General features: G+C 69.6%; 19 protein-coding genes and 1 tRNA gene. 13 read left to right on the top strand and 7 right to left on the bottom strand.

Annotated elements, in window-relative coordinates; genetic code table 11:
* Positions 1–430: 430 nt before the first annotated feature.
* Together gltB and ACWEPL_RS50320 are read left to right on the top strand one after the other, a co-directional pair.
* Complete coding sequence (gene gltB / locus ACWEPL_RS50325; RefSeq protein ID WP_452440537.1) at positions 431–4936, top strand: glutamate synthase large subunit; 4506 nt, start codon at positions 431–433, stop codon at positions 4934–4936.
* 14 nt (positions 4937–4950) lie between these two features.
* A complete protein-coding gene (locus ACWEPL_RS50320; RefSeq protein ID WP_452440536.1) occupies positions 4951–6429 on the top strand; it encodes a glutamate synthase subunit beta in 1479 nt (492 codons plus the stop codon).
* A 40-nt stretch (positions 6430–6469) separates the two neighbouring features.
* Here ACWEPL_RS50320 and ACWEPL_RS50315 read toward each other — a convergent pair whose 3' ends face one another.
* The gene (locus ACWEPL_RS50315; protein ID WP_452440535.1) at positions 6470–7300 is read right to left on the bottom strand and encodes a helix-turn-helix domain-containing protein; all 831 of its coding nucleotides are present in this window, start codon (positions 7298–7300) and stop codon (positions 6470–6472) included.
* Positions 7301–7393: 93 nt separating this feature from the next.
* Here ACWEPL_RS50315 and ACWEPL_RS50310 point away from each other — a divergent pair, with 93 nt between their 5' ends.
* The 6 genes from ACWEPL_RS50310 (at position 7394) to pyk (ending at position 14368) form a co-directional block, all read left to right on the top strand.
* On the top strand, positions 7394–8455 hold the full coding sequence (locus tag ACWEPL_RS50310; protein ID WP_452440534.1) for an aldo/keto reductase: 1062 nt from the start codon (positions 7394–7396) through the stop codon (positions 8453–8455).
* Between the two features lie 111 nt (positions 8456–8566).
* On the top strand, positions 8567–9148 hold the full coding sequence (locus ACWEPL_RS50305; RefSeq protein ID WP_452440533.1) for a TetR/AcrR family transcriptional regulator: 582 nt from the start codon (positions 8567–8569) through the stop codon (positions 9146–9148).
* Positions 9149–9233: 85 nt separating this feature from the next.
* The gene (locus ACWEPL_RS50300; RefSeq protein WP_452440532.1) at positions 9234–10748 is read left to right on the top strand and encodes an MDR family MFS transporter; all 1515 of its coding nucleotides are present in this window, start codon (positions 9234–9236) and stop codon (positions 10746–10748) included.
* A gap of 172 nt (positions 10749–10920) precedes the next feature.
* Positions 10921–12555, top strand: a complete 1635-nt coding sequence (locus tag ACWEPL_RS50295; RefSeq protein ID WP_452440550.1) for a S8 family peptidase — start codon at positions 10921–10923, stop codon at positions 12553–12555.
* Positions 12552–12902: a DUF2784 domain-containing protein gene (locus ACWEPL_RS50290; protein ID WP_363963796.1), complete on the top strand. Its 351-nt coding sequence runs from the start codon at positions 12552–12554 to the stop codon at positions 12900–12902. Before ACWEPL_RS50295 ends, ACWEPL_RS50290 begins: the two co-directional genes overlap by 4 nt.
* A gap of 35 nt (positions 12903–12937) precedes the next feature.
* A complete protein-coding gene (pyk, locus tag ACWEPL_RS50285; RefSeq protein WP_355191838.1) occupies positions 12938–14368 on the top strand; it encodes a pyruvate kinase in 1431 nt (476 codons plus the stop codon).
* 210 nt (positions 14369–14578) lie between these two features.
* Here the strand turns inward: pyk and dapD are convergent, their stop codons facing one another.
* The 3 genes from dapD to ACWEPL_RS50270 are packed head-to-tail and all read right to left on the bottom strand — an operon-like array spanning position 14579 to position 16916.
* Entirely contained in the window at positions 14579–15541 is a 963-nt protein-coding gene (gene dapD, locus ACWEPL_RS50280) for a 2,3,4,5-tetrahydropyridine-2,6-dicarboxylate N-succinyltransferase (RefSeq protein WP_350726299.1), read from the bottom strand.
* A gap of 24 nt (positions 15542–15565) precedes the next feature.
* Entirely contained in the window at positions 15566–15988 is a 423-nt protein-coding gene (locus ACWEPL_RS50275; RefSeq protein WP_350726301.1) for a pyridoxamine 5'-phosphate oxidase family protein, read from the bottom strand.
* The gene (locus tag ACWEPL_RS50270; protein ID WP_452440531.1) at positions 15912–16916 is read right to left on the bottom strand and encodes a LysR family transcriptional regulator; all 1005 of its coding nucleotides are present in this window, start codon (positions 16914–16916) and stop codon (positions 15912–15914) included. Before ACWEPL_RS50270 ends, ACWEPL_RS50275 begins: the two co-directional genes overlap by 77 nt.
* Before the next feature lie 71 nt (positions 16917–16987).
* Between ACWEPL_RS50270 and ACWEPL_RS50265 the strand changes: the two genes are divergently transcribed.
* Positions 16988–17716 (top strand): SDR family oxidoreductase, encoded by a 729-nt coding sequence (locus tag ACWEPL_RS50265; RefSeq protein ID WP_452440530.1) that lies wholly within the window; start codon positions 16988–16990, stop codon positions 17714–17716.
* A 4-nt stretch (positions 17717–17720) separates the two neighbouring features.
* On the opposite strand, the gene ACWEPL_RS50260 is transcribed toward ACWEPL_RS50265, so the two are convergent.
* Both ACWEPL_RS50260 and ACWEPL_RS50255 read right to left on the bottom strand, forming a co-directional pair.
* Positions 17721–18482, bottom strand: coding sequence for a hypothetical protein (locus ACWEPL_RS50260; RefSeq protein ID WP_452440529.1), 762 nt, complete (start codon positions 18480–18482; stop codon positions 17721–17723).
* A gap of 63 nt (positions 18483–18545) precedes the next feature.
* Positions 18546–18619, bottom strand: a tRNA-Leu gene (locus ACWEPL_RS50255).
* A gap of 90 nt (positions 18620–18709) precedes the next feature.
* Here ACWEPL_RS50255 and ACWEPL_RS50250 point away from each other — a divergent pair.
* The 3 genes from ACWEPL_RS50250 (at position 18710) to ACWEPL_RS50240 (ending at position 22322) form a co-directional block, all read left to right on the top strand.
* Positions 18710–19294, top strand: a complete 585-nt coding sequence (locus tag ACWEPL_RS50250) for an ANTAR domain-containing response regulator (protein WP_350726309.1) — start codon at positions 18710–18712, stop codon at positions 19292–19294.
* A 153-nt stretch (positions 19295–19447) separates the two neighbouring features.
* A complete protein-coding gene (locus ACWEPL_RS50245) occupies positions 19448–20788 on the top strand; it encodes an ABC transporter substrate-binding protein (RefSeq protein WP_452440528.1) in 1341 nt (446 codons plus the stop codon).
* Positions 20789–21017: 229 nt separating this feature from the next.
* Positions 21018–22322 carry an ABC transporter substrate-binding protein gene (locus ACWEPL_RS50240; RefSeq protein WP_364263982.1) on the top strand — a complete coding sequence of 435 codons (1305 nt, stop codon included), beginning with the start codon at positions 21018–21020 and terminating at the stop codon, positions 22320–22322.
* Between the two features lie 3 nt (positions 22323–22325).
* Here the strand turns inward: ACWEPL_RS50240 and ACWEPL_RS50235 are convergent, their stop codons facing one another.
* A complete protein-coding gene (locus ACWEPL_RS50235; protein WP_452440527.1) occupies positions 22326–23168 on the bottom strand; it encodes a hypothetical protein in 843 nt (280 codons plus the stop codon).
* Positions 23169–23356: 188 nt separating this feature from the next.
* Here ACWEPL_RS50235 and ACWEPL_RS50230 point away from each other — a divergent pair, with 188 nt between their 5' ends.
* The gene (locus ACWEPL_RS50230; RefSeq protein WP_363963812.1) at positions 23357–24658 is read left to right on the top strand and encodes an ABC transporter substrate-binding protein; all 1302 of its coding nucleotides are present in this window, start codon (positions 23357–23359) and stop codon (positions 24656–24658) included.
* Positions 24659–24774: the final 116 nt, after the last annotated feature.

The following is a 24774-nucleotide window of genomic DNA, read 5'->3' as shown; positions in this document are numbered from 1 at the left end:
GCGGGGCGGCGGTGCCTCCGGTGAGGCGTGGGGGAAGTGTCGCAGGGCTTGGGTGGGGTGGTGGAGTGGTCGTGGTGGCGGGTGGGTGAGGTGGGCGGGTGATCGGGGCGGCGCGGGGGTGAAATCTGGGGGTGGGCGGGGTGGTGTGCGGGCGGATTGGTCGGGTTGGGGTTTGGGCGGGGGGTGGAGTGGGGACGAATCGCTCCCCATGCCGTAAATCGTGGACGTGTAGCGGGAATTTCTTTGCCTACGTCCGGGGTTTGGGATAGGGAGTTCGGATGCTGGGATAGGCCCCAATGTTCGCAATGCGGACGTGCCGGGCACCATTCCGGCAGCGTGCGGTAACCTCTACCCACGATATGCAGCAGGGCCAACGTCGTCCCCGCCTGTAGCGCAGTTAGAGACAGACGATGACGACGGGAGGGATTAAATGCCTGCTGCCCACCTCGGGTTCCCCGAGCCCCAGGGCCTGTACCACCCCGCCAACGAGCATGATGCCTGCGGTGTCGCCATGGTTGCCGACGTCGCTGGACGCCGTGGGCACGGGATCGTGGTCAAGGCGCTGACGGCTCTGTGCAATCTTGATCATCGGGGGGCCAAGGGTAGCGAGCCGGACACCGGCGACGGAGCCGGGATCCTGACGCAGATTCCCGATGGGTTCTACCGCGCGAGCGTGCCGTTCGCGCTTCCCCCGGCCGGCGCGTACGCGACCGGCATCGCCTTCCTGCCGTTCGACGAGCAGGCCAGGGGCATCGCCACCGGCCTGATCGAGGAGATCGCGGCCGAGGAAGGCCTCACCGTGCTCGGCTGGCGCGAGCTGCCGGTCGACCGCGAGTTGCCCGGGCCCAGCGCCAGGGCCGTCATGCCGCACTTCGCCCAGCTGTTCGTGACCGACCCTGAGGGCCGGGAGGGGCTGGAGCTCGACCGGCTGGCGTTCTGCCTGCGCAAGAGGGCCGAGCACGAGGCGGACGTCTACTTCCCCTCGCTGTCCGCCAGGACGATCGTCTACAAGGGCATGCTCACGCCCGACCAGGTCGAGCCGTTCTTCCCCGACCTGAGCGACGAGCGTTACGAGACGGCGATCGCGCTGGTGCACTCGCGCTTCTCCACCAACACGTTCCCGAGCTGGCCGCTCGCCCACCCGTACCGCTACATCGCCCACAACGGCGAGATCAACACGGTCAAGGGCAACCGCAACTGGATGCGGGCCCGCGAGGCGATGCTGGAGTCCGCCCACATCCCGGGCGATATTTCACGACTTTTCCCCATCTGTGACCCAGATGGCAGCGACACCGCCAGCTTCGACGAGGCCCTGGAGCTCCTGCACATCGGCGGCCGGAGCCTGCCCCACGCCGTGCTGATGATGATCCCGGAGGCGTGGGAGAACCACACCGAGATGGATCCCGCGCGCCGGGCCTTCTACGAGTTCCACTCCTCGATGATGGAGGCCTGGGACGGCCCCGCGTCGATCACGTTCACCGACGGCACGCTGGCCGGCGCCGTGCTCGACCGCAACGGCCTGCGCCCCGGACGCTTCTGGGTGACCGCCGACGGCCTGGTCGTGCTGGCCTCCGAGGCCGGCGTGCTGGACTTCAAGCCCGAGGACGTGGTCAGGAAGGGCCGCCTGCAGCCGGGCCGCATGTTCCTCATCGACACCGCCCGCGGCAAGATCATCGAGGACGACGAGATCAAGGCCGAGCTGGCCGCCGAGCTCCCGTACGAGGACTGGCTGCACGCGGGGCTCGTCCGCTTCGAGGAGTTGCCCGCGCGGCAGCGGGAGATCCCCACGCACGAGGCGCTCGTCAAGCGGCAGCAGACCTTCGGCTACACCGAGGAAGAGCTGCGCATCATCCTGTCGCCGATGGCCAAGGCGGGCCAGGAGCCGATCGGCTCCATGGGCACCGACACGCCCGTGGCCGTGCTGAGCGAGAAGCCGCGGCTCCTGTTCGACTACTTCACGCAGCTGTTCGCGCAGGTCACGAACCCGCCGCTGGACGCCATCCGTGAAGAGCTGGTCACGTCGCTGGCCAGCACCATCGGTCCCGAGGGCAACCTGCTCGACCCGGGTCCGTCGTCGTGCCGCCAGCTCGTGCTGCCGTACCCGGTGATCGACAACGACGAGCTCGCCAAGATCATCCACATCAACGACGAGCACGACCTGCCGGGCTTCCACCCGTACGTCATCAGCGGCCTGTACGAGGTCGCCGGCGGCGGCGAGGCGCTGCTGAGCCGCCTGGAGGAGATCAGGGCCGAGGCGTCCGAGGCGATCGCGGGCGGCGCGCGGATCATCGTGCTGTCCGACCGCGGCTCGTCGGAGACGCTGGCGCCGATCCCGGCGCTGCTGCTGACCGGCGCGGTGCACCACCACCTGATCCAGGAGAAGACCCGCACCAAGATCGGGCTCGTGGTCGAGACCGCCGAGGCCCGCGAGTGCCACCACATGGCGCTGCTCATCGGGTACGGCGCCGGCGCGATCAACCCGTACCTCGCGATCGAGACCATCGAGGACCTGGTCGACACCGGCGCCCTCCAGATGGACAAGCGCAAGGCCGTGCGCAACCTGATCAAGGCGTACGGCAAGGGCGTCATCAAGGTCATGTCCAAGATGGGCGTGTCCACGGTGGCCTCCTACACCGGCGCGCAGATCTTCGAGGCGCTCGGCCTGAGCCAGCAGGTCATCGACTCCTGCTTCACCGGCACCACCTCCCGCCTGGGCGGCGTCGGCTTCGACGTGCTGGCCGAGGAGGTCGCGCAGCGGCACCGCCACGCCTACCCGCGCGCGGAGAACGCCCACCGCAGGCTCCAGGTCGGCGGCGAGTACCAGTGGCGGCGCGAGGGCGAGCCGCACCTGTTCAACCCCGAGACCGTCTTCAAGCTGCAGCACGCCACCAGGACCCGCCGCTACGAGATCTTCAAGGAGTACACGAACCTCGTGGACTCCCAGGCGGAGCGGCTGATGACCCTGCGCGGCCTGTTCAAGCTGCGCAAGGGCGCCCCGATCCCGATCGAGGAGGTCGAGCCCGCCTCGGAGATCGTCAAGCGGTTCTCGACGGGCGCGATGTCGTACGGCTCCATCTCCATGGAGGCGCACGAGACGCTCGCCATCGCGATGAACCGGCTCGGCGGCAAGTCCAACACCGGCGAGGGCGGCGAGGACCCCGAGCGGCTCTACGACGCCACCCGCAGGTCCGCGATCAAGCAGGTCGCCTCCGGTCGGTTCGGCGTCACCAGCGAATACCTGGTGAACGCGGCCGACCTGCAGATCAAGATGGCCCAGGGCGCCAAGCCCGGCGAGGGCGGCCAGCTGCCCGGCCACAAGGTCTACCCGTGGATCGCCAAGACCAGGCACTCCACGCCGGGCGTCGGCCTCATCTCGCCGCCGCCGCACCACGACATCTACTCGATCGAGGACCTGGCCCAGCTCATCCACGACCTGAAGAACTCCAACCCGGAGGCCAGGGTCCACGTGAAGCTGGTCGCCGAGGTCGGCGTCGGCACGGTCGCCGCGGGCGTGTCGAAGGCGCACGCCGACGTGGTGCTCATCTCCGGGCACGACGGCGGCACCGGCGCCTCGCCGCTCACGTCGCTCAAGCACGCGGGCGCGCCGTGGGAGCTCGGCCTGGCCGAGACCCAGCAGACGCTCCTGCTGAACGACCTGCGCGACCGCATCGTCGTCCAGGTCGACGGCCAGCTCAAGACCGGCCGCGACGTCGTCATCGCCGCGCTGCTCGGCGCCGAGGAGTACGGCTTCGCCACCGCGCCCCTCGTCGTCAGCGGCTGCGTCATGATGCGGGTCTGCCACCTCGACACCTGCCCCGTGGGTGTCGCCACGCAGAACCCGGAGCTGCGCAAGCGCTTCAGCGGCAAGCCGGAGTTCGTGGTCAACTTCTTCGAGTTCATCGCCGAGGAGATCCGCGAATACCTGGCCGAGCTGGGCTTCCGCACGCTCGACGAGGCGATCGGGCACGTCGAGATGCTCGACATGTCGGCGGCCGAGGACCACTGGAAGGCCAGCGGCCTCGACCTGGCGCCGATCCTGCACCGGCCCGAGCTGCCCGCGGGCACCGTGCTGCGCAGGGTCGTCGAGCAGGACCACGGTCTGCAGCACGCGCTGGACAACACGCTGATCCAGCTCGCCGAGGGCGCGCTCAACGAGGGCACCCCGGTCACGCTGGAGCTGCCCATCCGCAACGTCAACCGCACGGTCGGCACCATGCTCGGCTACCAGGTGACCAAGCGGTACGGCGGCCAGGGCCTGCCCGACAACACGATCGACATCTCGTTCACCGGCTCGGCGGGCAACTCGCTCGGCGCGTTCGTGCCGCGCGGCGTCACGCTGCGGCTGACCGGCGACGCCAACGACTACCTCGGCAAGGGCCTGTCCGGCGGGCGGATCACCGTCCGGCCGCACGAGGAGGCCCCGCTCGACGGCCACATCATCTCCGGCAACGTCGCCCTGTACGGCGCCACGTCCGGCGAGGTGTTCATCCGCGGCGTCGTGGGCGAGCGGTTCTGCGTGCGCAACTCCGGCGCCACGGCGGTCGTCGAGGGCGTGGGCGACCACGGTTGCGAGTACATGACCGGCGGCCGGGCCGTCGTCCTCGGCCCGACCGGGCGCAACTTCGCGGCCGGCATGTCGGGCGGCATCGCCTACCTGCTCGACCTCAGGTCGGAGCGGGTCAACCGCGAGATGGTCGCCATCGAGACGCTCACCGAGGAGGACGGCGAGTTCCTCAAGGAGACCGTCGAGAAGCACTTCGCGGAGACCGGCTCGCCGGTCGCCAAGGAGCTGCTGGCCGACTGGGACGCGGCGCTGGGCCGGTTCGGCAAGATCATGCCGACCGACTACAAGCGGGTGCTGGCCGCCGCCGAGGCCGCCCGCATCGAAGGCAGGGACATCGACGAGGCCGTCATGGCGGCCGCGGTTCAAAGCTAGGGAGGCGTAACCGAATGGCTGACCCGAAGGGTTTTCTCACGCACGACCGGGAGCTGCCGGCGCGCCGCCCCGTGGACGTCCGCATCAGCGACTGGCGCGAGGTCTACCAGGACTTCTCGCAGGAGAAGCTGACCAAGCAGGCGGCCCGCTGCATGGACTGCGGCATCCCGTTCTGCCACAACGGCTGCCCGCTCGGGAACCTCATCCCCGAGTGGAACGACCTCGTCTACCGCACCGACTGGCGCGAGGCGATCGAGCGGCTGCACGCCACGAACAACTTCCCCGAGTTCACGGGCCGGCTCTGCCCGGCCCCGTGCGAGGCGGCGTGCGTGCTCGGCATCAACTCCGACCCCGTGGCGATCAAGCGGGTCGAGGTCGAGATCATCGACCGGGCGTTCGCCGAGGGCTGGGTGACCCCGCAGCCCCCGGCCGTCAAGACCGGCAAGCGGGTCGCGGTCGTCGGCTCGGGCCCTGCGGGCCTGGCCGCCGCGCAGCAGCTCACCAGGGCCGGGCATGACGTGGTCGTGTTCGAGCGGGCCGACCGGATCGGCGGCCTGCTGCGGTACGGCATCCCCGAGTTCAAGATGGAGAAGCGGCACATCGAGCGCCGCCTGGAGCAGATGCGGGCCGAGGGCACCGAGTTCCGCACCGGCGTGAACGTCGGCGTCGACATCACCGCCGCCGAGCTGCGCGAGCAGTTCGACGCCGTGGTGCTGTCGGGCGGGGCCACCCAGTGGCGCGACCTGCCGGTGACCGGGCGCGAGCTCAAGGGCGTCTACCAGGCGATGGAGTACCTGCCGCTGTCCAACAAGGTCCAGGAGGGCGACTTCGAGACCGCGCCCGTCTCGGCCGAGGGCAAGCACGTTGTGGTGATCGGCGGCGGCGACACCGGCGCCGACTGCATCGGCACGGCGATCCGGCAGGGCGCCGCGTCCGTCACCCAGCTCGAGATCATGCCGCAGCCGCCGGCGAGCAGGCCCGGCAGCCAGCCGTGGCCGACGTTCCCGATCCTGTTCAAGATGGAGAGCGCCCACGAGGAGCTGGCCGACGGCGGGGGAGAGCGGGTCTACGCGGTCTCCACGACCGAGTTCGTCGGTGACGCCGACGGCAACGTGCGGGCGCTGCGGCTGGTCGAGGTCGAGGGGCCGCAGGGCGGGTTCAAGCCGATCCCGGGCACCGAGCGCGAGATCCCGGCCGAGCTGGTGACGCTGTCGATGGGCTTCCTCGGCCCGGAGAAGGGCTCGCTGCTGCAGGACCTGTCCGAGGTCGGCGGTGACGGCTTCTACGACGCGCGGGGCAACGTCTCGCGTGACAAGACGTACATGTCCAAGGTGGACGGCGTCTTCGTGGCCGGCGACATGGGCCGCGGGCAGTCGCTCATCGTGTGGGCCATCGCCGAGGGCCGGGCCGCCGCCTCGGGCGTGGACCGGTATCTGACCGGGGAGACGGCGCTGCCGTACCCGATCCTGCCGACCGCGCGGCCGCTGGTGTAACTCGAAGAGGCCGGGACCGCTCAGTGCGGTCCCGGCTTTTTCACGCGCATTCGCGGGCGATGGCGTCGAGGACGCGCTGCGAGCCGGCGTCGGCGGCGCGGTAGATGACCAGCCGCTGGCCGGGGGCCTGGATCGGGGCCAGCACCTCGTAGTCGACGGTCAGCGGGCCCTTGACGGCGTGCCGCAGCCGCTTCTGGCCCCGGCCGTTGACCCGGACGTCGCGCAGCGCCCACAGGCGGGCGACCTCCTCGCTGCCGGCGGTGAGCTCGTCGACCAGCTCCGTCAGCGCCTTGTCATCGGGATGGGCCGCCCATGAGGCCCGCAGGTCGGCGATGCCCTCGCGCAGCGTGCGCTCCCTGTCGCGGAAGAAGTCGCGCAGCCCCGGGTGGAGCATGCACAGCCACAGGCTGTTGCGCTGCGCCGGCGGCAGCGTGCCGAAGTCCAGCATCAGCCCCGCCATCTCCGGGTTCCACGCGAGGATGTCGAAGCGGTGGTTGAGCAGCATGGCGGGCAGCGGCGACAGGTCGAGCACCAGCCGCGCCAGCGGGCCCGCCTCCTCCGCGGTGGGCGCCTGCCGGTTGGGGCGCTGGCGGGCCAGCTCGAACAGGTAGGCCCGCTCGTCCTCGCTCAGCCGCAGCGCGTCGGCCAGCGCCTCCAGCACCTCGGCCGACGGACGCAGCCCGCGGCCCTGCTCCAGGCGGATCACGTAGTCGACGCTGACGCCCGCGAGCTCGGCGACCTCCTCCCTGCGCAGGCCCGGCGTGCGCCGCTGGGCGCGACGGGCGGGCAGGGCGACGTCGCCCGGATCCAGGCGCTCGCGGCGGGTGCGCAGGAAGGCGGCGAGCTCGCGGGTCTGGTCCAGGGTGTTCATCCCTTTGATCCTACGACCCGCCTGCCTGGGAAGGCCCGTCCCAGGAAGGGCCTTCCCTTCCCCCCGGATCCGGGCCCGAGCAGCCTGGATGGCATGACGACTCTTGACACCTACCGCCTGCTCGGCCGCTCGGGACTGCGCGTCTCGCCGCTCGCGCTGGGGACCATGACGTTCGGCACGGACTGGGGCTGGGGCTCGGACAAGGACGAGTCGCGGCGGATCTTCGACACGTATGTGGACCGGGGCGGCAACTTCATCGACACCGCCAGCCAGTACACGGAGGGCACCGCGGAGACGCTGGTCGGCGAGTTCGCGTCGGGGCGGCGCGAGGAGCTGGTGCTGGCCACGAAGTACACCATGGCCAGGCGGCCCGGCGACCCGAACTCCGGCGGCAACCACCGCAAGAGCATGGTGCAGTCGGTCGAGGCGAGCCTGCGCCGGTTGAACACCGACTTCATCGACCTGCTCTACCTGCACGCCTGGGACTTCACCACCCCGGTGGAGGAGATCCTGCGGGCCATGGACGACCTGGTCAGGGCCGGCAAGGTGCTCTACGTGGGCATCTCCGACGCGCCCGCCTGGCAGGTGTCGCGCATGCAGGCCATCGCCGACCTGCGCGGGTGGGCGCCGCTGATCGCCCTCCAGATCGAGTACAGCCGGGTCGAGCGGACCGTCGAGCGGGACCTCATCCCGATGGCGCGGGAGATGGGGCTCGGAGTCATCCCGTGGTCGCCCCTGGCCGGCGGGGTGCTGACCGGCAAGTACGGCCGGGACGACCTCGCCCAGGAGGTCTCCGCCGACCCGTCCGGTACGCGCAAGAACGTGGCAGCGGCCAACGGATCGCTGACCGAGCGCGCCCTGGACATCGCCGACGTGGTCAAGCAGGTCGCCGGCGAGCTCGGGGTCAGGCCGTCGCAGGTCGCGCTGGCCTGGACGACGCTCAACCCCGGCGTCACGGCGCCCATCGTGGGGGCGCGCACGACGGCGCAGCTGGAGGACAACCTGGGGGCCCTGGACGTGCGCTTCGGCGACGGCCAGCTGGCCGCGCTGGAGGAGGCCAGCGGGGTGGATCTCGGGTTCCCGCACGAGTTCCTGGCCCGGCCGATGCCGCGCCAGGTCATGCTGGGCGGCGTCAAGCTCGACCTCACCCGCTGACCCCCGTGTCCAGAGGCGCCCGCCCGTACGGCGGGCGCCTTCGGCATGTCCAAGGAATTGCACACTCTGCAAGGCTTGCAGAGTGTGCAAGAGTTGCGTACAGTGCAAGGCATGGAGAGTCCGCAGCAGCGTCGAGACCGTCGGCGGGCCGAGAAGCGGCAGGCCATCAGGGTCGCCGCGGTGAAGATCGCGCTCGACGAGGGGATCGAGGCCGCGACCGTGGAGGCGATCAGCGCGGCGGCCGACATCTCGCCGCGCACCTTCTTCAACTACTTCGCCTCCAAGGAGGAGGCGCTCGTCATGGAGCCTCTCTGGCGCCCCGAGGAGCTCGTCGGCATGCTCGCGGAAAGGCCCGCCGACGAGCCCGCCTTCCAGTCGCTGAAAACGGTGATGCGGACCTTCGCCGTCCGGAGCCAGCGGATCTGGACGGACATGCAGCCGTTCATGGAGCTGCGCAAGCGCCACCCCGAACTGGCCGCCAAGTCCAGGGCCGCCGACGAGACGAAGATCATGGACACGATCTTCGACGCCGTCAGGAGCCGTCCGGGCGTCACCAGCCCCATCCACGCCAGATTGCTCATCGTCGCGTCGTTCGGCGCCGCCATCTCGGCGATCCAGGAGGCGACGGCCGACGGCGGCTCGGTGGAGGACCTGCTCGAAGAGGCGTTCACGCTGCTGGAGAACGGACTCTGACCCCATAGGAAAGCGGCGACCGGGGTGGCACCCCCGATCGCCGCGGATCACTCCTGCCCTCGCGAAAGAAGCAAGGAGACGACCAATGCTATCCACAACCACGCCCGAGGCCGCACCTCGGCGCTCACTCTGGGTGAGCATGGGCTCACTCATGCTCACCATGTTCCTGGCCGCCGTCGACCAGACGGTCGTGGCGACCGCCATGCCGACCATCGTGGGCGAGCTGAACGGCCTGGAGAGCCTGTCGTGGCTGGTCACCGCGTTCGCGCTGACCTCGGGCATCGCCACGCCCCTCTACGGCAAGCTCAGCGACATGTACGGCCGCAAGAACCTCTACCTGTCGGCCATCGTCCTGTTCGTCCTCGGCTCGGCCCTGTGCGGGCTCGCGCAGTCGATGGGCCAGCTCATCGCCTTCCGGGCCTTCCAGGGCATCGGGGCGGGCGGTCTCATGGTGCTGACCATGACCATCGTCGGCGACCTGGTCACACCCCGCGAACGGGCCAGGTACCAGGGCATCTTCGGCGCGGTCTTCACGCTGGCCTCGATCGCCGGGCCGATCCTCGGCGGCTACCTCACCCAGCACGTCTCCTGGCGCTGGATCTTCTACATCAACCTGCCGCTCGGCGTGGTCGCGCTGGCCGTGGCGTTCGCCGTGCTGAAGCTGCCCAAGCGCGTCTCCCCGCACCGCATCGACTGGCTCGGCGCCATGCTCATCTCCGGGCTGCTGACCTGCCTGACGCTGTTCGCCTCCTGGGGCGGCACCCTCTACGCCTGGTCCTCGCCGGTCGTCATCGGGCTCGGCGGCGGCGCGGTGCTGCTGGCCGTGCTGTTCGTGCTGGTGGAGCGGACGGCGGCCGAACCGGTGCTGCCGCTGCGGCTGTTCCGCGACCGGACGTTCACGATCCCGGTGGCCTCCGTCGTGCTCATGGCCACCGCGATGCTCGGCGCGGCCACGTTCCTGCCCGTGTTCCTGCAGCTGGCCACCGGGGCGAGCGCGGCGGACTCGGGGCTGCTGCTGCTCCCGATGATGGCCGGGATGGTCGTCTCGTCGACGCTGACGGGGCAGCTCGTGCACCGGTTCGGCCGGTTCAAGTGGTTCATGGTCACGGGGACGGCGCTCGCCGGGGTCGCCGGGCTCCTGTTCTCCACCATGGACCTCGGGACCAGCGGGTTCGTCTCCGGCGCGTACATGGCGCTCTTCGGGGCCGGGCTCGGCATGGTCATGCAGAACGTGCTGCTGGTCGTGCAGACCACCACCGCGGCGGCGGACCGGGGCGCGGCGACCTCGGCCGTCACGTTCGCCCGGGGCGTCGGCGGCGCGGTGGGCGTGGCGGTGCTGGGCGGCGTCTTCAGCGGCAGGCTCGCGCTGGGACAGGCCTCGCTCACGCCCGAGGCCATCCAGGCGCTGCCCGAGGCCGCGCGGCACGCCACGCAGCTCGCCTTCTCCGACGCCATCAGCGGGGTGTTCGCGTGGGTGGGGCCGATCCTGCTGGCCGCCGCGTTGCTGCTGGCGTTCCTGAGGAACGTACGCCTGACCGACCAGGCGCCGTCCGAGCCGGTCGCGCAGGAGCCCGCCCCGGAGCCCGGCGTACGGGCCTGAGCCCAGGGCTGAGCGGATCCCGTACCCGGGGTCCGCTTAGCTACCTTTAAGCCGAAATTTCGTCAGTTGGTTGCATCACCTGGTAAGTGTCGGGAAGATGCAGAATCTGCGGCACTGGGTGGATGGGGGAACAATGCGGCGGGTCGCCTCTGGCTTGACGGCGTTGGCCACCGTGGTCGCGATGGCCGCCTGCTCGCCCGGCGCATCGCAGGCCCCGCCTCGCGCCGCCACCCCCCAAGGCCCCGAATACCTCGTCTTCTACAACCAAGGCGGGCAGCAACAGGCGCAGCAGGCCGTCGAGAGCGCCGGCGGCACCACGCTCGCGAACGACGCCAAGCTCGGCTACCTGACGGCCACGGGCGGCGGCGGCAGGTTCGCTGAAAACGTGGGCGCGGACGGGTCCGTCGTCGGGGTGTCCCCGGACCGCAGCATCGGCTTCGCCGAAGCCGGCGCCGCCCGCGCCGCCACCCGCCGTACCGGAGGAGCCAAGGGCCGGACGGCGGCCTTCCCCGACGCGCGGTCGTTCACCAAGAGCGGCTCGGGAGAGCCGCTCGCCGGCCGCCAGTGGGACATGCGGATGATCGGCGCCGACCGCGCCAACGCCAAGGTGCCCGGCAGCAGGCAGGTGCTGGTCGGCGTCATCGACACCGGCGTGGACGGCAAGCACCCCGACATCGCCCCCAACTTCAACCGCGAGCTCAGCCGCAACTTCGTCACCGACAAGCCCAAGGACGAGGACGGCGAGACGCTCGACGGCCCCTGCGAGGTCAGCAGCTGCAAGGACCCCGTGGACGAGGACGACGACGGCCACGGCACCCACGTCGCCAGCACGATCGCCGCCCCGATCAACGGCATCGGCATCGCCGGTGTCGCCCCCGGCGTGCAGATCGTGAACATCAGAGCCGGCCAGGACTCCGGCTTCTTCTTCCTCAAGCCCAGCCTCGACGCGCTCACCTACGCCGGCGACATCGGCGTGGACGTCGTGAACATGAGCTACTACGTCGACCCCTGGCTGTTCAACTGCACGAACAACAAGGCCGACTCCAGGAAGCAACAGCTCGAACAGGCGGCCATCATCACCGGCATGCAGCGGGCACTCGACTACGCCCGCCAGCGCGGCGTCACCCTCATCTCCGCCCTCGGCAACGGCTCCACCGACCTCGGCCACCCCAAGGTCGACAAGGAGAGCCCCGGCTACCCGGTGGGCGAGAAGAAGGAGCGCCAGATCGACAACTCCTGCGTCAACGTGCCCGCCGAGTCCGCCGGCGTCATCTCCGTCGCCGGGCTCGGCCCCTCCGGCCGCAAGGCGATCTACAGCGACTACGGCGTCGAGCAGGCCGATGTGTCCGCGCCCGGCGGCGACGCGCTGGACGGCACGGGCGCCAAGGCCACCCGCTCGATCCTGGGCGCCGCGCCCGAGCACGTGCTGCGGGCCGCCGGGCGGATCGACGCGAAGGGCGAGCCCAAGGGCGCCGACGTCGTCAAGGACTGCAAGGGCGGCACCTGCGCCTACTACCAGTACCTCGACGGCACCTCCATGGCCGCCCCGCACGCCACGGGAGTCGCCGCCATCCTCATCAGCCGCTTCGGCAGACCCGGCAAGGGCGGCCTCGAACTGGCCCCGGCCACCGTCGAGGACCTGCTGTACAAGACCGCCACCCCCAAGGCCTGCCCCACGCCCCGCCAATATGTGTACAAAGCCTACGGCCAGGACGTCACGCAGGTCTGCGAGGGAGACCAGGCGGACAACGGCTTCTTCGGGCACGGTGTCGTGGACGCATGGAAAGCGGCTACCGTCGAACCATGATGTATCGCATCATCGCGGACGCCGCGATGATGGTGCACTTCGCGTTCCTGGCCTACCTGGCCGTGGGCGGGTTCCTCGCGTGGCGCTGGCGGCGTACGATCTGGGCGCACCTGGCCGTGGTCGGCTGGGGCCTGCTCTCGCTCGTGACCGGCGTCGAGTGCCCGCTCACCGAGATCGAGGACTGGGGACGCCGGAACGCGGGGCAGCCCGAGCTGCCCCGCGGTGGATTCATCGACAACTACATCGAGGGCGTGATCTACCCGGAGCAGTACACGAACTTGGTACGTCTGGGGGTCGCCGTTCTCGTTCTGTTCTCTTACGTAGGCTACGTTCTCCGTCGTCAGTGACTGCCAAGTGGTCTGTACCAATTAAGGTAGGACTCGTGACTCGTCGCGCGAAAATCGTCTGCACCCTAGGCCCCGCCACCTCCTCCAAAGAACGCCTCCGCGAGCTGATCGCCGCAGGCATGGACGTGGCACGGTTCAACCTCAGCCATGGCACTCATGACATGCACAGAGAGGTCTACGACCGGGTCAGGGAGGTGGCGGCCGACCTCGGCCGCGGCGTAGGCATGCTCGCCGACCTGCAGGGCCCCAAGATCCGCGTCGGCACGTTCGAGGAGGGCCCCGTCAGGCTGGGCTTCGGCGACGTCTTCACCATCACCACCGAAGACGTCCCGGGCGACCGCGAGCAGGTCTCCACCACCTACAAGGGGCTGCCGAACGACGTGCGCCCCGGTGACACGATCCTCGTCGACGACGGCCGCCTCGTGCTCGAGGCCACCCGCGTCGACGGTGAGCGCATCACCACCCGTGTCGTCATCGGCGGCATGATCTCCGACAACAAGGGCCTCAACCTGCCCGGCGTCAACGTCAGCGCCCCCGCCCTGACCGACAAGGACGAGGCCGACCTGCGCTGGGCGCTGCGCACCGGCTTCGACATGATCGCCCTGTCCTTCGTCCGCCGCCCGTCCGACGCCGACGTGGTGCGCAACATCATGGAGCAGGAGGCCGTACGCCTGCCGCTGCTCGCCAAGATCGAGAAGCCGCAGGCCGTCGACCGCCTCCCCGAGATCGTCGAGGCCTTCGACGGCATCATGGTCGCCCGCGGCGACCTGGGCGTCGAGCTGCCGCTGGAGCAGGTGCCGATCGTGCAGCGGCGCATCATCGAGCTGTGCCGCGAGAAGGCCCACCCGGTCATCGTCGCCACCCAGATGCTCGACTCGATGATGAACGCCCCGCGCCCCACCCGGGCCGAGGCCTCCGACGTGGCCTACGCGGTCATGGACGGCGCCGACGCGGTCATGCTGTCGGGCGAGACGTCGGTCGGCAACTACCCGATCGAGTCCGTCTCCACGATGGACCGCATCGCCTGCGCAGCCGAGGAGACGTCCCTGCACGCCACGCACACGCTGGAGCGCATGCCGGAGACCACCGGCGGCGCCATCGCGCGGGCGGCGGCCGAGGTGGGGGCCATCGTGGGGGCCAAGGCACTGGTGGCGTTCACGATGTCGGGGGAGACGGCGCGCCGCCTGGCCCGCTACCGCTCGCCGATCCCGCTGCTGGCCTTCACGTCGTCGCCGCACGTGCGGGGGCAGCTGTCGTTGACGTGGGGGGTGGAGACGTTCCACGTGCCGTTCGTGCACCACACCGATGACATGGTGCGGCAGGTGGAGGCTTCGCTGCTGTCGTCCGGGCGGCTGGAGAAGGGGGACAAGGTGGTCATCGTGGCCGGCTCGCCTCCCGGCACCCCGGGCTCCACCAACGCCCTGCGCGTCCACACCGTCGGTTCGGCCGTCTCCCACACGCACTAACCTTCAGTTTTTACGGCTGCGCACGGTGGGCACCACCCGCCGACCGTGGCTGAGGGCCCTCCAGGGAGACGCTTACCCGCCTCACCGGCGCGCCGCCGAAACGGCGCGCCGTGGGCCACCTCCGTGGGTTTCGCTTGACCGGCGTGCCAGGCGAAGCCCAAGGCGGGCGGCGCCGGTGGCCGGGCGCCGCCCGTAGGGGCGGTCAGGGGGTCAGTTGGCGTGCAGGGCGGCGTTCAGCTCGATGCCGCCGCCCGTGCGCGGCACCGCCTCCACCGCGCCCGACTGCGAGTTGCGGCGCAGCAGGACCCCGTTCGAGCCCGACAGCTCGGCGGCCTTCACCACCGTGCCGTCCGGGAGCGCGACCTTCGTGCCCGCCGTCACGTACAGCCCGGCCTCCACCACGCAGTCGTCCCCCAGCGAGATGCCGATGCCCGCGTTGGCGCCGAGCAGGCAGCGCTCGCCGATCGAGATGACCTGCTTGCCGCCGCCGGACAGCGTCCCCATGATCGAGGCGCCGCCACCCACGTCGGAGCCGTCGCCGACGACCACGCCGGCCGAGATGCGGCCCTCGACCATGGAGGCGCCCAGGGTGCCGGCGTTGAAGTTGACGAAGCCCTCGTGCATGACCGTGGTGCCGCTCGCCAGGTGGGCGCCCAGGCGCACCCGGTCCGCGTCGGCGATCCGCACGCCGGAAGGCAGCACGTAGTCCACCATCCGCGGGAACTTGTCCACCCCGTACACCGTCACCGCGCCCCTCGCCCGCAGCCGCAGGCGCGTCCGCTCGAAGTCCGGCACCGGGCACGGACCGAAATTGGTCCACGCGACGTTGGCGAGCAGGCCGAAGACGCCGTCCAGGTTGACCCCGTGCGGCCTGACCAGGCGCGCGGACAGCAGGTGCAGCCGCAGGTAGACGTCGTGGGCGTCCACGGGCGCCTCGGAGAGCTTGGCGATGCCGGTGCGCACCGCCACCACCTCCACGCCCCGCGCCGCGTCGGGACCCGTCAGCTCGGCCAGCTCACCGGCCTCGCCGGCGGAGAGCCGCTCGGTGCCCGTCGCGGGCGCGTCGCCCAGCTCGGGGGCGGGGAACCAGGTGTCGAGTACGGTGCCGTCGGCGGCGATGGTCGCGAGGCCGACGCCGAACGCGCCGGTCGAGGTGGGATCGATAGCAGTCACGGGCCCAAAAATACCGTTTCCGGGTCAGCCGAGAGCGCCCAGGTCGGCGGAGAGCCAATGCTCGGGTCGCATCCGGAACGTCATGAGCACGTGCAGGTCCGAGCCCTGCACGTACCCCTCCACCGCGTCGGGCGGCAGGTAGCGGGAGGAGATGCGCGTCAGGTCCTCCAGCGTCGTGGGCCCGGAGCGCACGACGGGCCCCTCAACGGACACGTACCGGTAGGTCGGGCTGACCCGCTGCACCAGCATCGAGAACCTGGTCGCCTTCGCGATCAGCTTGGCCTTGCGCGAGCCGCCGTCCGTCAGGAAGCGGATCTCACCGCCGGGGACGTAGTCGTACCAGACGGGCACGATCAGCGGCGCGCGCCCGTCACCCGTCTCCACCGCCAGGCTCGCGATGTGCGGCTCCGCCAGGAACGCCTCCCTCGCCGCCACGCTCAACGGCATGCCGCCCCACCTCCGTCTTCATCGATCTTGAGACCGATATTCCCGATGGGAGCGATCCCGAAAGCTCCTCGATCGCGGTTTTGCCCAGGTGATCCCCATCTGCGGCGGCCAGATTCCGGGCCGCGACCGTCGTCGCCGTGTGCACGAACCCCGCCAGCGCCCGCGACCGTACCCCCTCCGGCCAGGCCAGCACCACCGTCGTCGGAGCGCCGTCGAGCACCGGAACACACACCAGATCCCGCCGCAGATGATCCCGCACCGACTCCGGCACCACCGCGATCAACCGCCCCAACGCCACCAGTTGCATCAACATGGACGGATCGTGCAGCTCCGGATGCTGACCCGGCCAGCACGGAGTCGGGTCCTCCTCCAACTCGGCCAGGCGCACAAAAGGCCGCCCCGCCAGCCGGTGCCCGGGCTGCACGATCGCCACGCTGCCCTCCTCACGGAGCGGCTCGCTGTCGAAACCCGTCAGATCCTCGTACGGGCTGTGCAGGAACGCCACGTCGGCCGTGCCGTCACGCAGCATCCGCGCCCGCTCCGTCACCGCGCACAGGACCAGCTCCACCTCGACGGCGTCCGGATGGGCGCGATAGTCGGCGAGGATCTCCGGCAGCAGGCCGCCGTCGCCGCCCGCCTTCATCGCCACCACCAGCCGGGGCACGGCGCGCCCCGCCCGCTGCGTGCGCACCGTCGCGGCGGCCACCGCGTCGAGGACCTTGGCCGCCTCCCTGGCCAGCACCTCGCCCGCCGGAGTCAGCGAGATCCGCCGCCCCGACCGGTCGAACAACGTCACCCCGAGCCGCCGCTCCAGCTTCTGGATCGCCCTCGACAGCGGCGGCTGCGCCATGCCCAGCCGCTCGGCCGCCCGCCCGAAGTGCAGCTCCTCCGCGACGGCGGCGAAATAGGCCAGCTCGCGCGTTTCCATACCCTCAGGGTATGGCCCATGACCCACCCGGTGTTGGCCCCGGAACAGTCGGCGATGATGTGCTTCCCGACATGACCGACAAGACCACCGCCCTGGTGACCGGGGCGAACAAGGGCATCGGATACGAGGTCGCCGCCGGACTCGCGCGCACGGGCATGACGGTGCTGCTCGGCTCCCGCGACCGGGCACGCGGAGAGGAGGCCGCCGCCCGGCTCCGCGCCGAGGGCGGCGACGTGCGCCCCGTCCTGCTGGACGTCACCGACCCGGCCACGATCGACGCCGCCGCCGCCACGCTGACCCGCCTCGACGTGCTGGTCAACAACGCCGGCATCGCTGGCCCCATGGGCGACCCGCCCAGCGCCATGTCCCCGCGGACCCTCCGGGAGGTGCTCGAGACGAACGTCGTCGGCGTCCTCATGGTCACCAACGCCATGCTCCCCCTGCTCAGACGCTCACCGGCGGCCCGCATCGTGAACGTCTCCAGCGGCGTCGGTTCCCTCGCCCACCACACCGACCCCGGCCATTACATGTCCGCCCTGCCGCCCTCGGCCACCTATCCCGTGTCCAAGACCGCGCTCAACTCCCTGACCGTCCAGTACGCCAAGGAACTGCGCGAGGAAGGCATCCTCGTCAACGCCGCCGCCCCGGGCGCCTGCGCCACCGACCTCACCAAGGACCTGCCGTACAAACCCACCCGCACGGCCGCGGACGGGGCCGCCGTCGTCATCCGGCTGGCCACCCTCGGCCCCGACGGCCCGACCGGCGGCTTCTACGACGACGCCGGGGTCATGCCCTGGTGACCGGTCAGTATTTCGGGCCGACGTGAAGGTCGAGCAGCTCCACCGCCTCCCTGCGGGCGACCGAGAGCTCGTTGCGGTTGTTGAACCGCCAGGCCACACCGAGCAGATCGAGCGCCTCGCCGCAGAGGGCGAGGATGTCGGGGGACTCGTTCTTGAAGTGGTAGCGCGGATATTCGTACCAGCGGACGCCGCTGGGCAGGACGCGGCGGACCCGGTTGGTCCCACGCCAGCCGTCGGAGTGGATGAGGCCCCTGACGAACCTCCCAGGATGCGCCGAGACGATCTCCCGCTGCCACGGCTCGAGCACGATCGGGCGCTCATGCTTCTTGCCGGGGCCATGCTGCGGGAACAGGTGCGGCCAGTGCTTGGAGAGGCTCTTGACCTCGGTGCACCCGTTGCGCCTGCGCCGGCTCACGGCTGAGGCCGGCATCACCCGTGCCATCGTCGCGGCGGCTTCTTCGATGAGGCCGGGCCAGCTGTCGTCGCAGTAGACGGTGAGCAGATGGACCCCCTTGGGGCAGCGCACGATGTGGCCGTCGCCGAGGTAGAGGCCGAGCAGCTGGGCATAGCCGTCGGCGGGCGTCGGAGAGAGCGGAATCGGCGCACAACGGGCGCAACCGCGGGCCGTGAGGGAGCGACTCTCGGGGACCTCGCGCCACCGGCGGATGGTGCTCAGGCTGACGCCGGTCTGGCGGCTCGCCTCGCCGACGCTGAGCCCGGCCTCCAGCAGGCGCAGCGTGCGGTTGCGTAGAGTGCGATCGTGCATGCGGAGAGTGTCGCAGCCGGGTATGACAAAACCGCCCGGCCGAGAAGCCGGGCGGTTTGAAAGTGCCCCGGGTGGGATTCGAACCCACACTGAATGGATTTTGAGGCCATCGACTCTGCCGATTGGTCTACCGGGGCGGCATTTGTCCGGTCTGTGATCTCGGAGTGTAAAGCACCGAGCCGCACCGGCGTGGATCTAATCTACCGGACATCGGTACTCTTCTGCTCGTGAGTACGCAGCGGCGAGTAGTGATCGCGGAAGACGAGGCCCTGATCCGCCTCGACCTCAAGGAGATGCTCCAGGAGGACGGCTACGTCGTCGTGGGCGAGGCCGGGGACGGTGAGCAGGCGATCCGGCTGGCCGCCGATCTGAGGCCGGACCTCGTGATCCTGGACGTGAAGATGCCCGTGCTCGACGGCATCTCGGCGGCCGAGCGGATCGCGGCCGAGCGGATCGCCCCGTGCCTGATCCTGACCGCGTTCTCCCAGCGTGACCTGGTCGAGCGGGCCAGGGACGCGGGGGCGATGGCCTATCTGGTCAAGCCGTTCACGAAGGCGGATCTGGTGCCGGCGATCGAGATGGCGGTCAGCAGGCACGAGGAGATGGTCGCGCTGGCGTCCGAGGTGTCGAGCCTGTCGGAGCGGCTGGAGACCAGGAAGCTGGTGGAGCGGGCCAAGGGTCAGCTGATGACGCAGCACGGCTGGAGTGAGCCGCAGGCGTTCAGGTGGATCCAGAAGGCGTCGATGGATCGGCGGTTGAGCATGCGTGAGGTTGCTCAGATCGTTATAGATGACGCGGCCGAGCGGGGCTGAAAAAGGCTTATATCAAGTCTTTTGGGCCGGTGGGTTGTGGTGTGGTCACGAGTGGGCATCCAACCGGCTTCGAGTGCTTTTCGTGGGAGGTGTCCCGGCGCGTAACTGATGGGCGGACGGAAGGTCCGCTCATCTCGAACGGAGACGCTTTCGATGATCCGTATTTCCCGCGCGCCGGTCGCCGCCACAGCGATCCGCGTACCGGTGCTCGCCGCCGCCCGCTTGCCGGTCGCCGTCGCGGCGGCGTGTCTGGTGCTGGCCGCGTGTTCGGGCGGAGGCACGACCGCCGCCCCCGCCGGGTCCGCCTCGGCTTCGTCCTCCTCGGCCGGGGCCGCGAAGAAGGGGGACGGCACGCTGACGATCGGCACGGTGCTGCCGCAGACGGGTTCGCTCGCGTATCTGGGCCCGCCCATGTTCACGGGTGCGAACCTGGCGCTCAAGGAGGTGAACGAGGCGGGCGGGGTGCTCGGCAAGCCGGTCACCAAGTACGACACGGACTCGGGTGACACCACCACGAACATCGCCTCGCAGTCGGCCGACAAGCTGCTGACGCAGAAGGTGGACGCGATCGTGGGTGCGGCGTCGTCGTCGGTGTCGGAGTCGATCATCGACAAGATCACCCGTGCGGGGGTCGTGCAGTTCTCGCCGGCGAACACGTCGGACAAGTTCACCACGATCAACGACCGTGGGCTCTATTTCCGTACGGCGCCGCCGGACAAGCTCCAGGGCCGGGTGCTGGGTGACCTGGTGGTGGGCGACGGCAACGACACGGTGGGCATTCTGGCCATGCAGGACTCGTACGGCACGGGTCTGGCGGATCAGGTGCAGAAGACCATCACCGACGGCGGTGGCGAGGTCGTGGAGCGGGTGGACTACGACCCGAAGGCGGCCGACTTCTCCGCCGACGTGGCCAGGATCAAGGCGAAGAATCCGAAGGGCATCGTGCTGATCGGGTTCGAGGAGACGGCGAAGGTCGTGGCGGAGCTGGTCAAGCAGGGCCTGACGGCGGACAAGCACAAGTGGTACATGGTGGACGGCAACATGTCGAACACCAACTTCGTCAGGGCTCCGAAGGGCACGCTCAAGGACGTCAAGGGCACGCTGCCCGGCGCGGCGGCGCCCGAGGCGTTCCAGAAGAAGCTGCTGGCGGTCAATCCCAAGCTGACCGAGTTCACGTACGCGGCGGAGTCGTACGACGCGGTGACGTTGATCGCGCTGGCGGCCGAGGTGGCCAAGGACGACTCGGGGGCGGCCATCGCGGCGAACCTGGTGGCCGTGAGCAAGTCCGGCGAGAAGTGCACCGGTTTCAAGGAGTGCGTGGACCTGCTTAAGGCCGGTAAGGACATCGACTACGAGGGTGTCAGCGGACCGGTCGACTTCAACGAGGTGGGCGACCCGTCGGTGGCGACGATCGGGGTCTACCAGTACGGGGCGGACAACAAGTTCGACGCGGCGAAGGCGGTCGAATATCGCCAGGGCAACATCGCGGGCTGAGGAGCGCCCATTACACCCCAGATCCGGAAATTTCCGGATCTGGGGTGTGTCGTGTCTGACAGGACCGTAACTCACACGAAACACATCATTACTATCAGTGTTTGTGACATTACGAATCCGCATAAAAGCCGCGTAAGAACTCCCCATCACCTGTTCGAACAGGCATGCTGAGCTCGGAAAACCCAGCGAAGGTGATCGTTCCTTCGTTGAGATAGGGGGAGTCTCTTTTATGATCCGCATTGCTCCAACGGGGCGCGTGCTGGCCGTCGCGGCCGCGGCGAGCCTGGCTCTGACGGCCTGTGGCGGTGGCGGCGGCGACACGGCCGCGAAGCAGTCCGAGTCGGCGGCCCCGTCCACGGCGGCCTCCTCGGCGCCCGCGGCGAAGGGCGACGGCACGCTGACCCTCGGCACCGTGCTGCCGCAGACGGGCTCGCTCGCGTTCCTCGGCCCGCCCGAGTTCGCCGGCGTGGACCAGGCCGTCAAGGAGATCAACGAGGCGGGCGGCGTGCTCGGCAAGCCGATCACCAAGGTCCACACGGACTCGGGTGACACGAGCACGAACATCGCCTCGCAGTCGGTGGACAAGCTGCTGGCCCAGAAGGCCGACGCCATCATCGGCGCCGCGTCGTCGTCGGTGTCGGAGTCGATCATCGACAAGATCACGGGTGCGGGCGTGGTGCAGTTCTCGCCGGCCAACACCTCCGACAAGTTCACCACGATCAGCGACAAGGGCCTGTACTTCCGTACGGCGCCGCCGGACAAGCTCCAGGGCCGCGTGCTCGGCGACCTGATCGCCGCCGACGGCAACGACACCATCGGCATCCTGGCCATGCAGGACTCCTACGGCTCCGGCCTGGCCGACCAGGTCACCAAGACCGCCGAGGAGGCCGGCGCCAGCGTCGTGGAGCGGGTCGACTACGACCCGAAGGCGGCCGACTTCTCCGCCGACGTGGCCAAGATCAAGGCGAAGAACCCGAAGGCGATCGTGCTGATCGGCTTCGAGGAGGGCGCCAAGGTCGTGGCCGAGCTGGTCAAGCAGGGCCTGACGACGGACAAGTACAAGTGGTACATGGTGGACGGCAACATGTCGAACACCAACTACCAGAAGATGCCCAAGGGCACGCTCAAGGGCGTCAAGGGCACCATCCCGGGCGCCGAGGCGCCCGAGGAGTTCAGGAAGAAGCTCGTCGAGCTCAGCCCCAAGCTGAGCGACTTCACGTACGCGGCCGAGTCGTACGACGCGGCGAACCTGATCGCCCTCGCCGCCGAGGCGGCCAAGGACGACTCCGGCGCGTCCATCGCCGCCAAGCTGCCCGAGGTGAGCAAGGGCGGCGAGAAGTGCAAGAGCTTCAAGGAGTGCGTCGACCTGCTCAAGGCCGGCAAGGACATCGACTACGACGGCCTCAGCGGCCCGGTCGAGTTCAACGACGCCGGTGACCCGGCGGTGGCCACGATCGGCGTCTACCAGTACGGCGACGACAACAAGTACCCCGGCAAGGCGCTGGAGTACCGCACCGGCAAGATCGAGGGCTGACCCTCAGCCGCCCAACCCGCACGTCTTCATCGCCCAGGGGATGAGGCGGTCCTGCAGCGGCTTGGGCGGCACCACGATGACCACGCGCTCCTGACCCCCGTCGATGCTGGCCCGCACGGGGAACAGGAAGGCCTTCTTGGCCTCGGCGAACGCGTGGGGGTCGCAGCGGCCGGGGGTGAGCGCGATCGGCACCTCCAGCCGCTGCCGACCGGCGGCCAGCACGCCCAGGGGCCGGTGCTCGGGCGTGACGATGAAGTGGGTGGTCCCGCCCATGTCGTTGACGGTGACGGCGCCGTTCCCGCGCCGGGTGATCACCAGGTTGCCCCGCATGGCCTTGTCGGCGTCCTTCCACTCGGGGCCGAACTCGATGTCCGCCGCCTCCTTGATCAGGAACTCCGAGCACTCGTCGCGCAGCAGCCTGGCCAGCAGCGGGTCGGGGTGGGGGACGTTGAAGACCACCTTGCGCGGCTGCTCGGAGCCGGTGCTGACGTGCGCCACGACCGTGGCCGGCTGGACCTCGGGCAGCCCCTGGGGGAGGCAGTTGGCGGGCCCGTACGTGATGCGCAGGTCCGTCCGCTCGGTCTTCTTGAGGGTGGCGTCGGTCCGTTGCGCCGGCAGGGTTTTGAATGACGGCGTGACCAGCTGGACGTCGGCGAAATAGACCGGTGTGTCCGTGGTATTGCGGACGGCCACCTCCAGCGCGTGCACGGGCTCGTCCGAACGCCATTGCGCCAGTGAGACCGATACGCCCGCCGGGGGAGTCGCGGGCGGCGGCGAAGGCCGTTCGGAGGCGGCGCAACCGGCGAGGAGGAGCACCATGGCGAGGGGAACCGTAAAGCGCTTCACTCGATGCAGATTAAGCGTGCTTGCCCAGGTCCGTAAGTTGAGGACTGATTACGACTCCGCATCCAAGTGCCGACAGTTCCCCAGTGCATCTGGTTGGAGCACGCAGCAGTTTTATACGTTTCCTGCATTCGTTCGGGAACGCTCGGCGGTGCTGACCGATCCCGGCCTGGAAATGAAGGAGACACTTCATGATCCGCATTGCTCCCGTGGGGCGGGCGCTGGCTGTCGTGGCTGCCACCAGCCTCGCCCTGACAGCCTGCGGCGGTGGCGGCGGCAACACCGCCACGCAGACGTCAGAGTCTGCCGCCGCGCCGTCGTCGTCGGCGCCCGCCGCGGCGAAGGGCGATGGCACTCTCACCATCGGCACCCTGCTGCCCCAGACCGGTTCGCTGGCCTTCCTCGGCCCGCCCGAGATCGCGGGAGTCGATGCCGCCGTCAAGGAGATCAACGAGGCCGGTGGCGTGCTCGGCAAGCCGATCACCAAGTACGACACCGACTCGGGTGACACCACCACCAACATCGCCTCGCAGTCGGTGGACAAGCTGCTGGCGCAGAAGGCCGACGCCATCATCGGCGCCGCGTCGTCGTCGGTGTCGGAGTCGGTGATCGACAAGATCACGGGTGCGGGCGTGGTGCACTTCTCGCCGGCCAACACCTCCGACAAGTTCACCACGATCAACGACAAGGGCCTGTACTTCCGTACCTCGCCGCCCGACAAGCTGCAGGGGCGCGTGCTGGGTGACCTCGTGGTGGCCGACGGCAACGACACGGTGGGCATCCTGGCCATGCAGGACTCCTACGGCACGGGTCTGGCCGACCAGGTCCAGAAGACCGTCACCGACGGCGGTGGCGAGGTCGTCGAGCGCGTCGACTACGACCCGAAGGCGGCCGACTTCTCCGCCGACGTGGCCAAGATCAAGGCCAAGAACCCCAAGGGCATCGTGCTGATCGGGTTCGAGGAGACGGCGAAGGTCGTGGCCGAGCTGGTCAAGCAGGGCCTGCCCGCCAGCAAGCACAAGTGGTACATGGTGGACGGCAACACGTCCAACACGAACTACGTGAAGATGCCCAAGGGCACGCTCGACGGCGTCAAGGGCACGATCCCGGGTGCCGCGGCCCCCGAGGAGTTCGAGAAGAAGCTCCTGGCCATCAACCCCAAGCTCCAGGACTTCAGCTACGCCCCCGAGTCCTACGACGCCGCCAACCTGATCGCGCTGGCCGCCGAGGCCGCCAAGAGCGACGCCGGCACGGACATCGCGGCCAAGCTCGCCGAGGTGAGCAAGGGCGGCGAGAAGTGCAAGAGCTTCAAGGAGTGCGTGGACCTGCTGAAGGCCGGCAAGGACATCGACTACGAGGGCGTCAGCGGCCCGGTCGAGTTCAACGAGGCCGGTGACCCGTCCGTGGCCACCATCGGCATCTACCAGTACGGCGCCAACAACAAGTACGCCACCAAGGCACTCGAGTACCGCACCGGCAACATCGCCGGCTAGTACCGCCGCCTCACACGGAAGGGGGCGGCCCCCCTTGCCCGCCCCGCATCGTCGCAGATATGAAGCCCCCCCGCAGCTGTTTGGGGGCCCCCCGGAAAGAATGTTCCCCCCCCCCC

The sequence above is a fragment of the Nonomuraea sp. NPDC004186 genome, assembly GCF_053603495.1.
The sequence above is the reverse complement of the archived record's forward strand: the minus strand, read 5'-3'. Positions and strand labels throughout refer to the sequence as shown.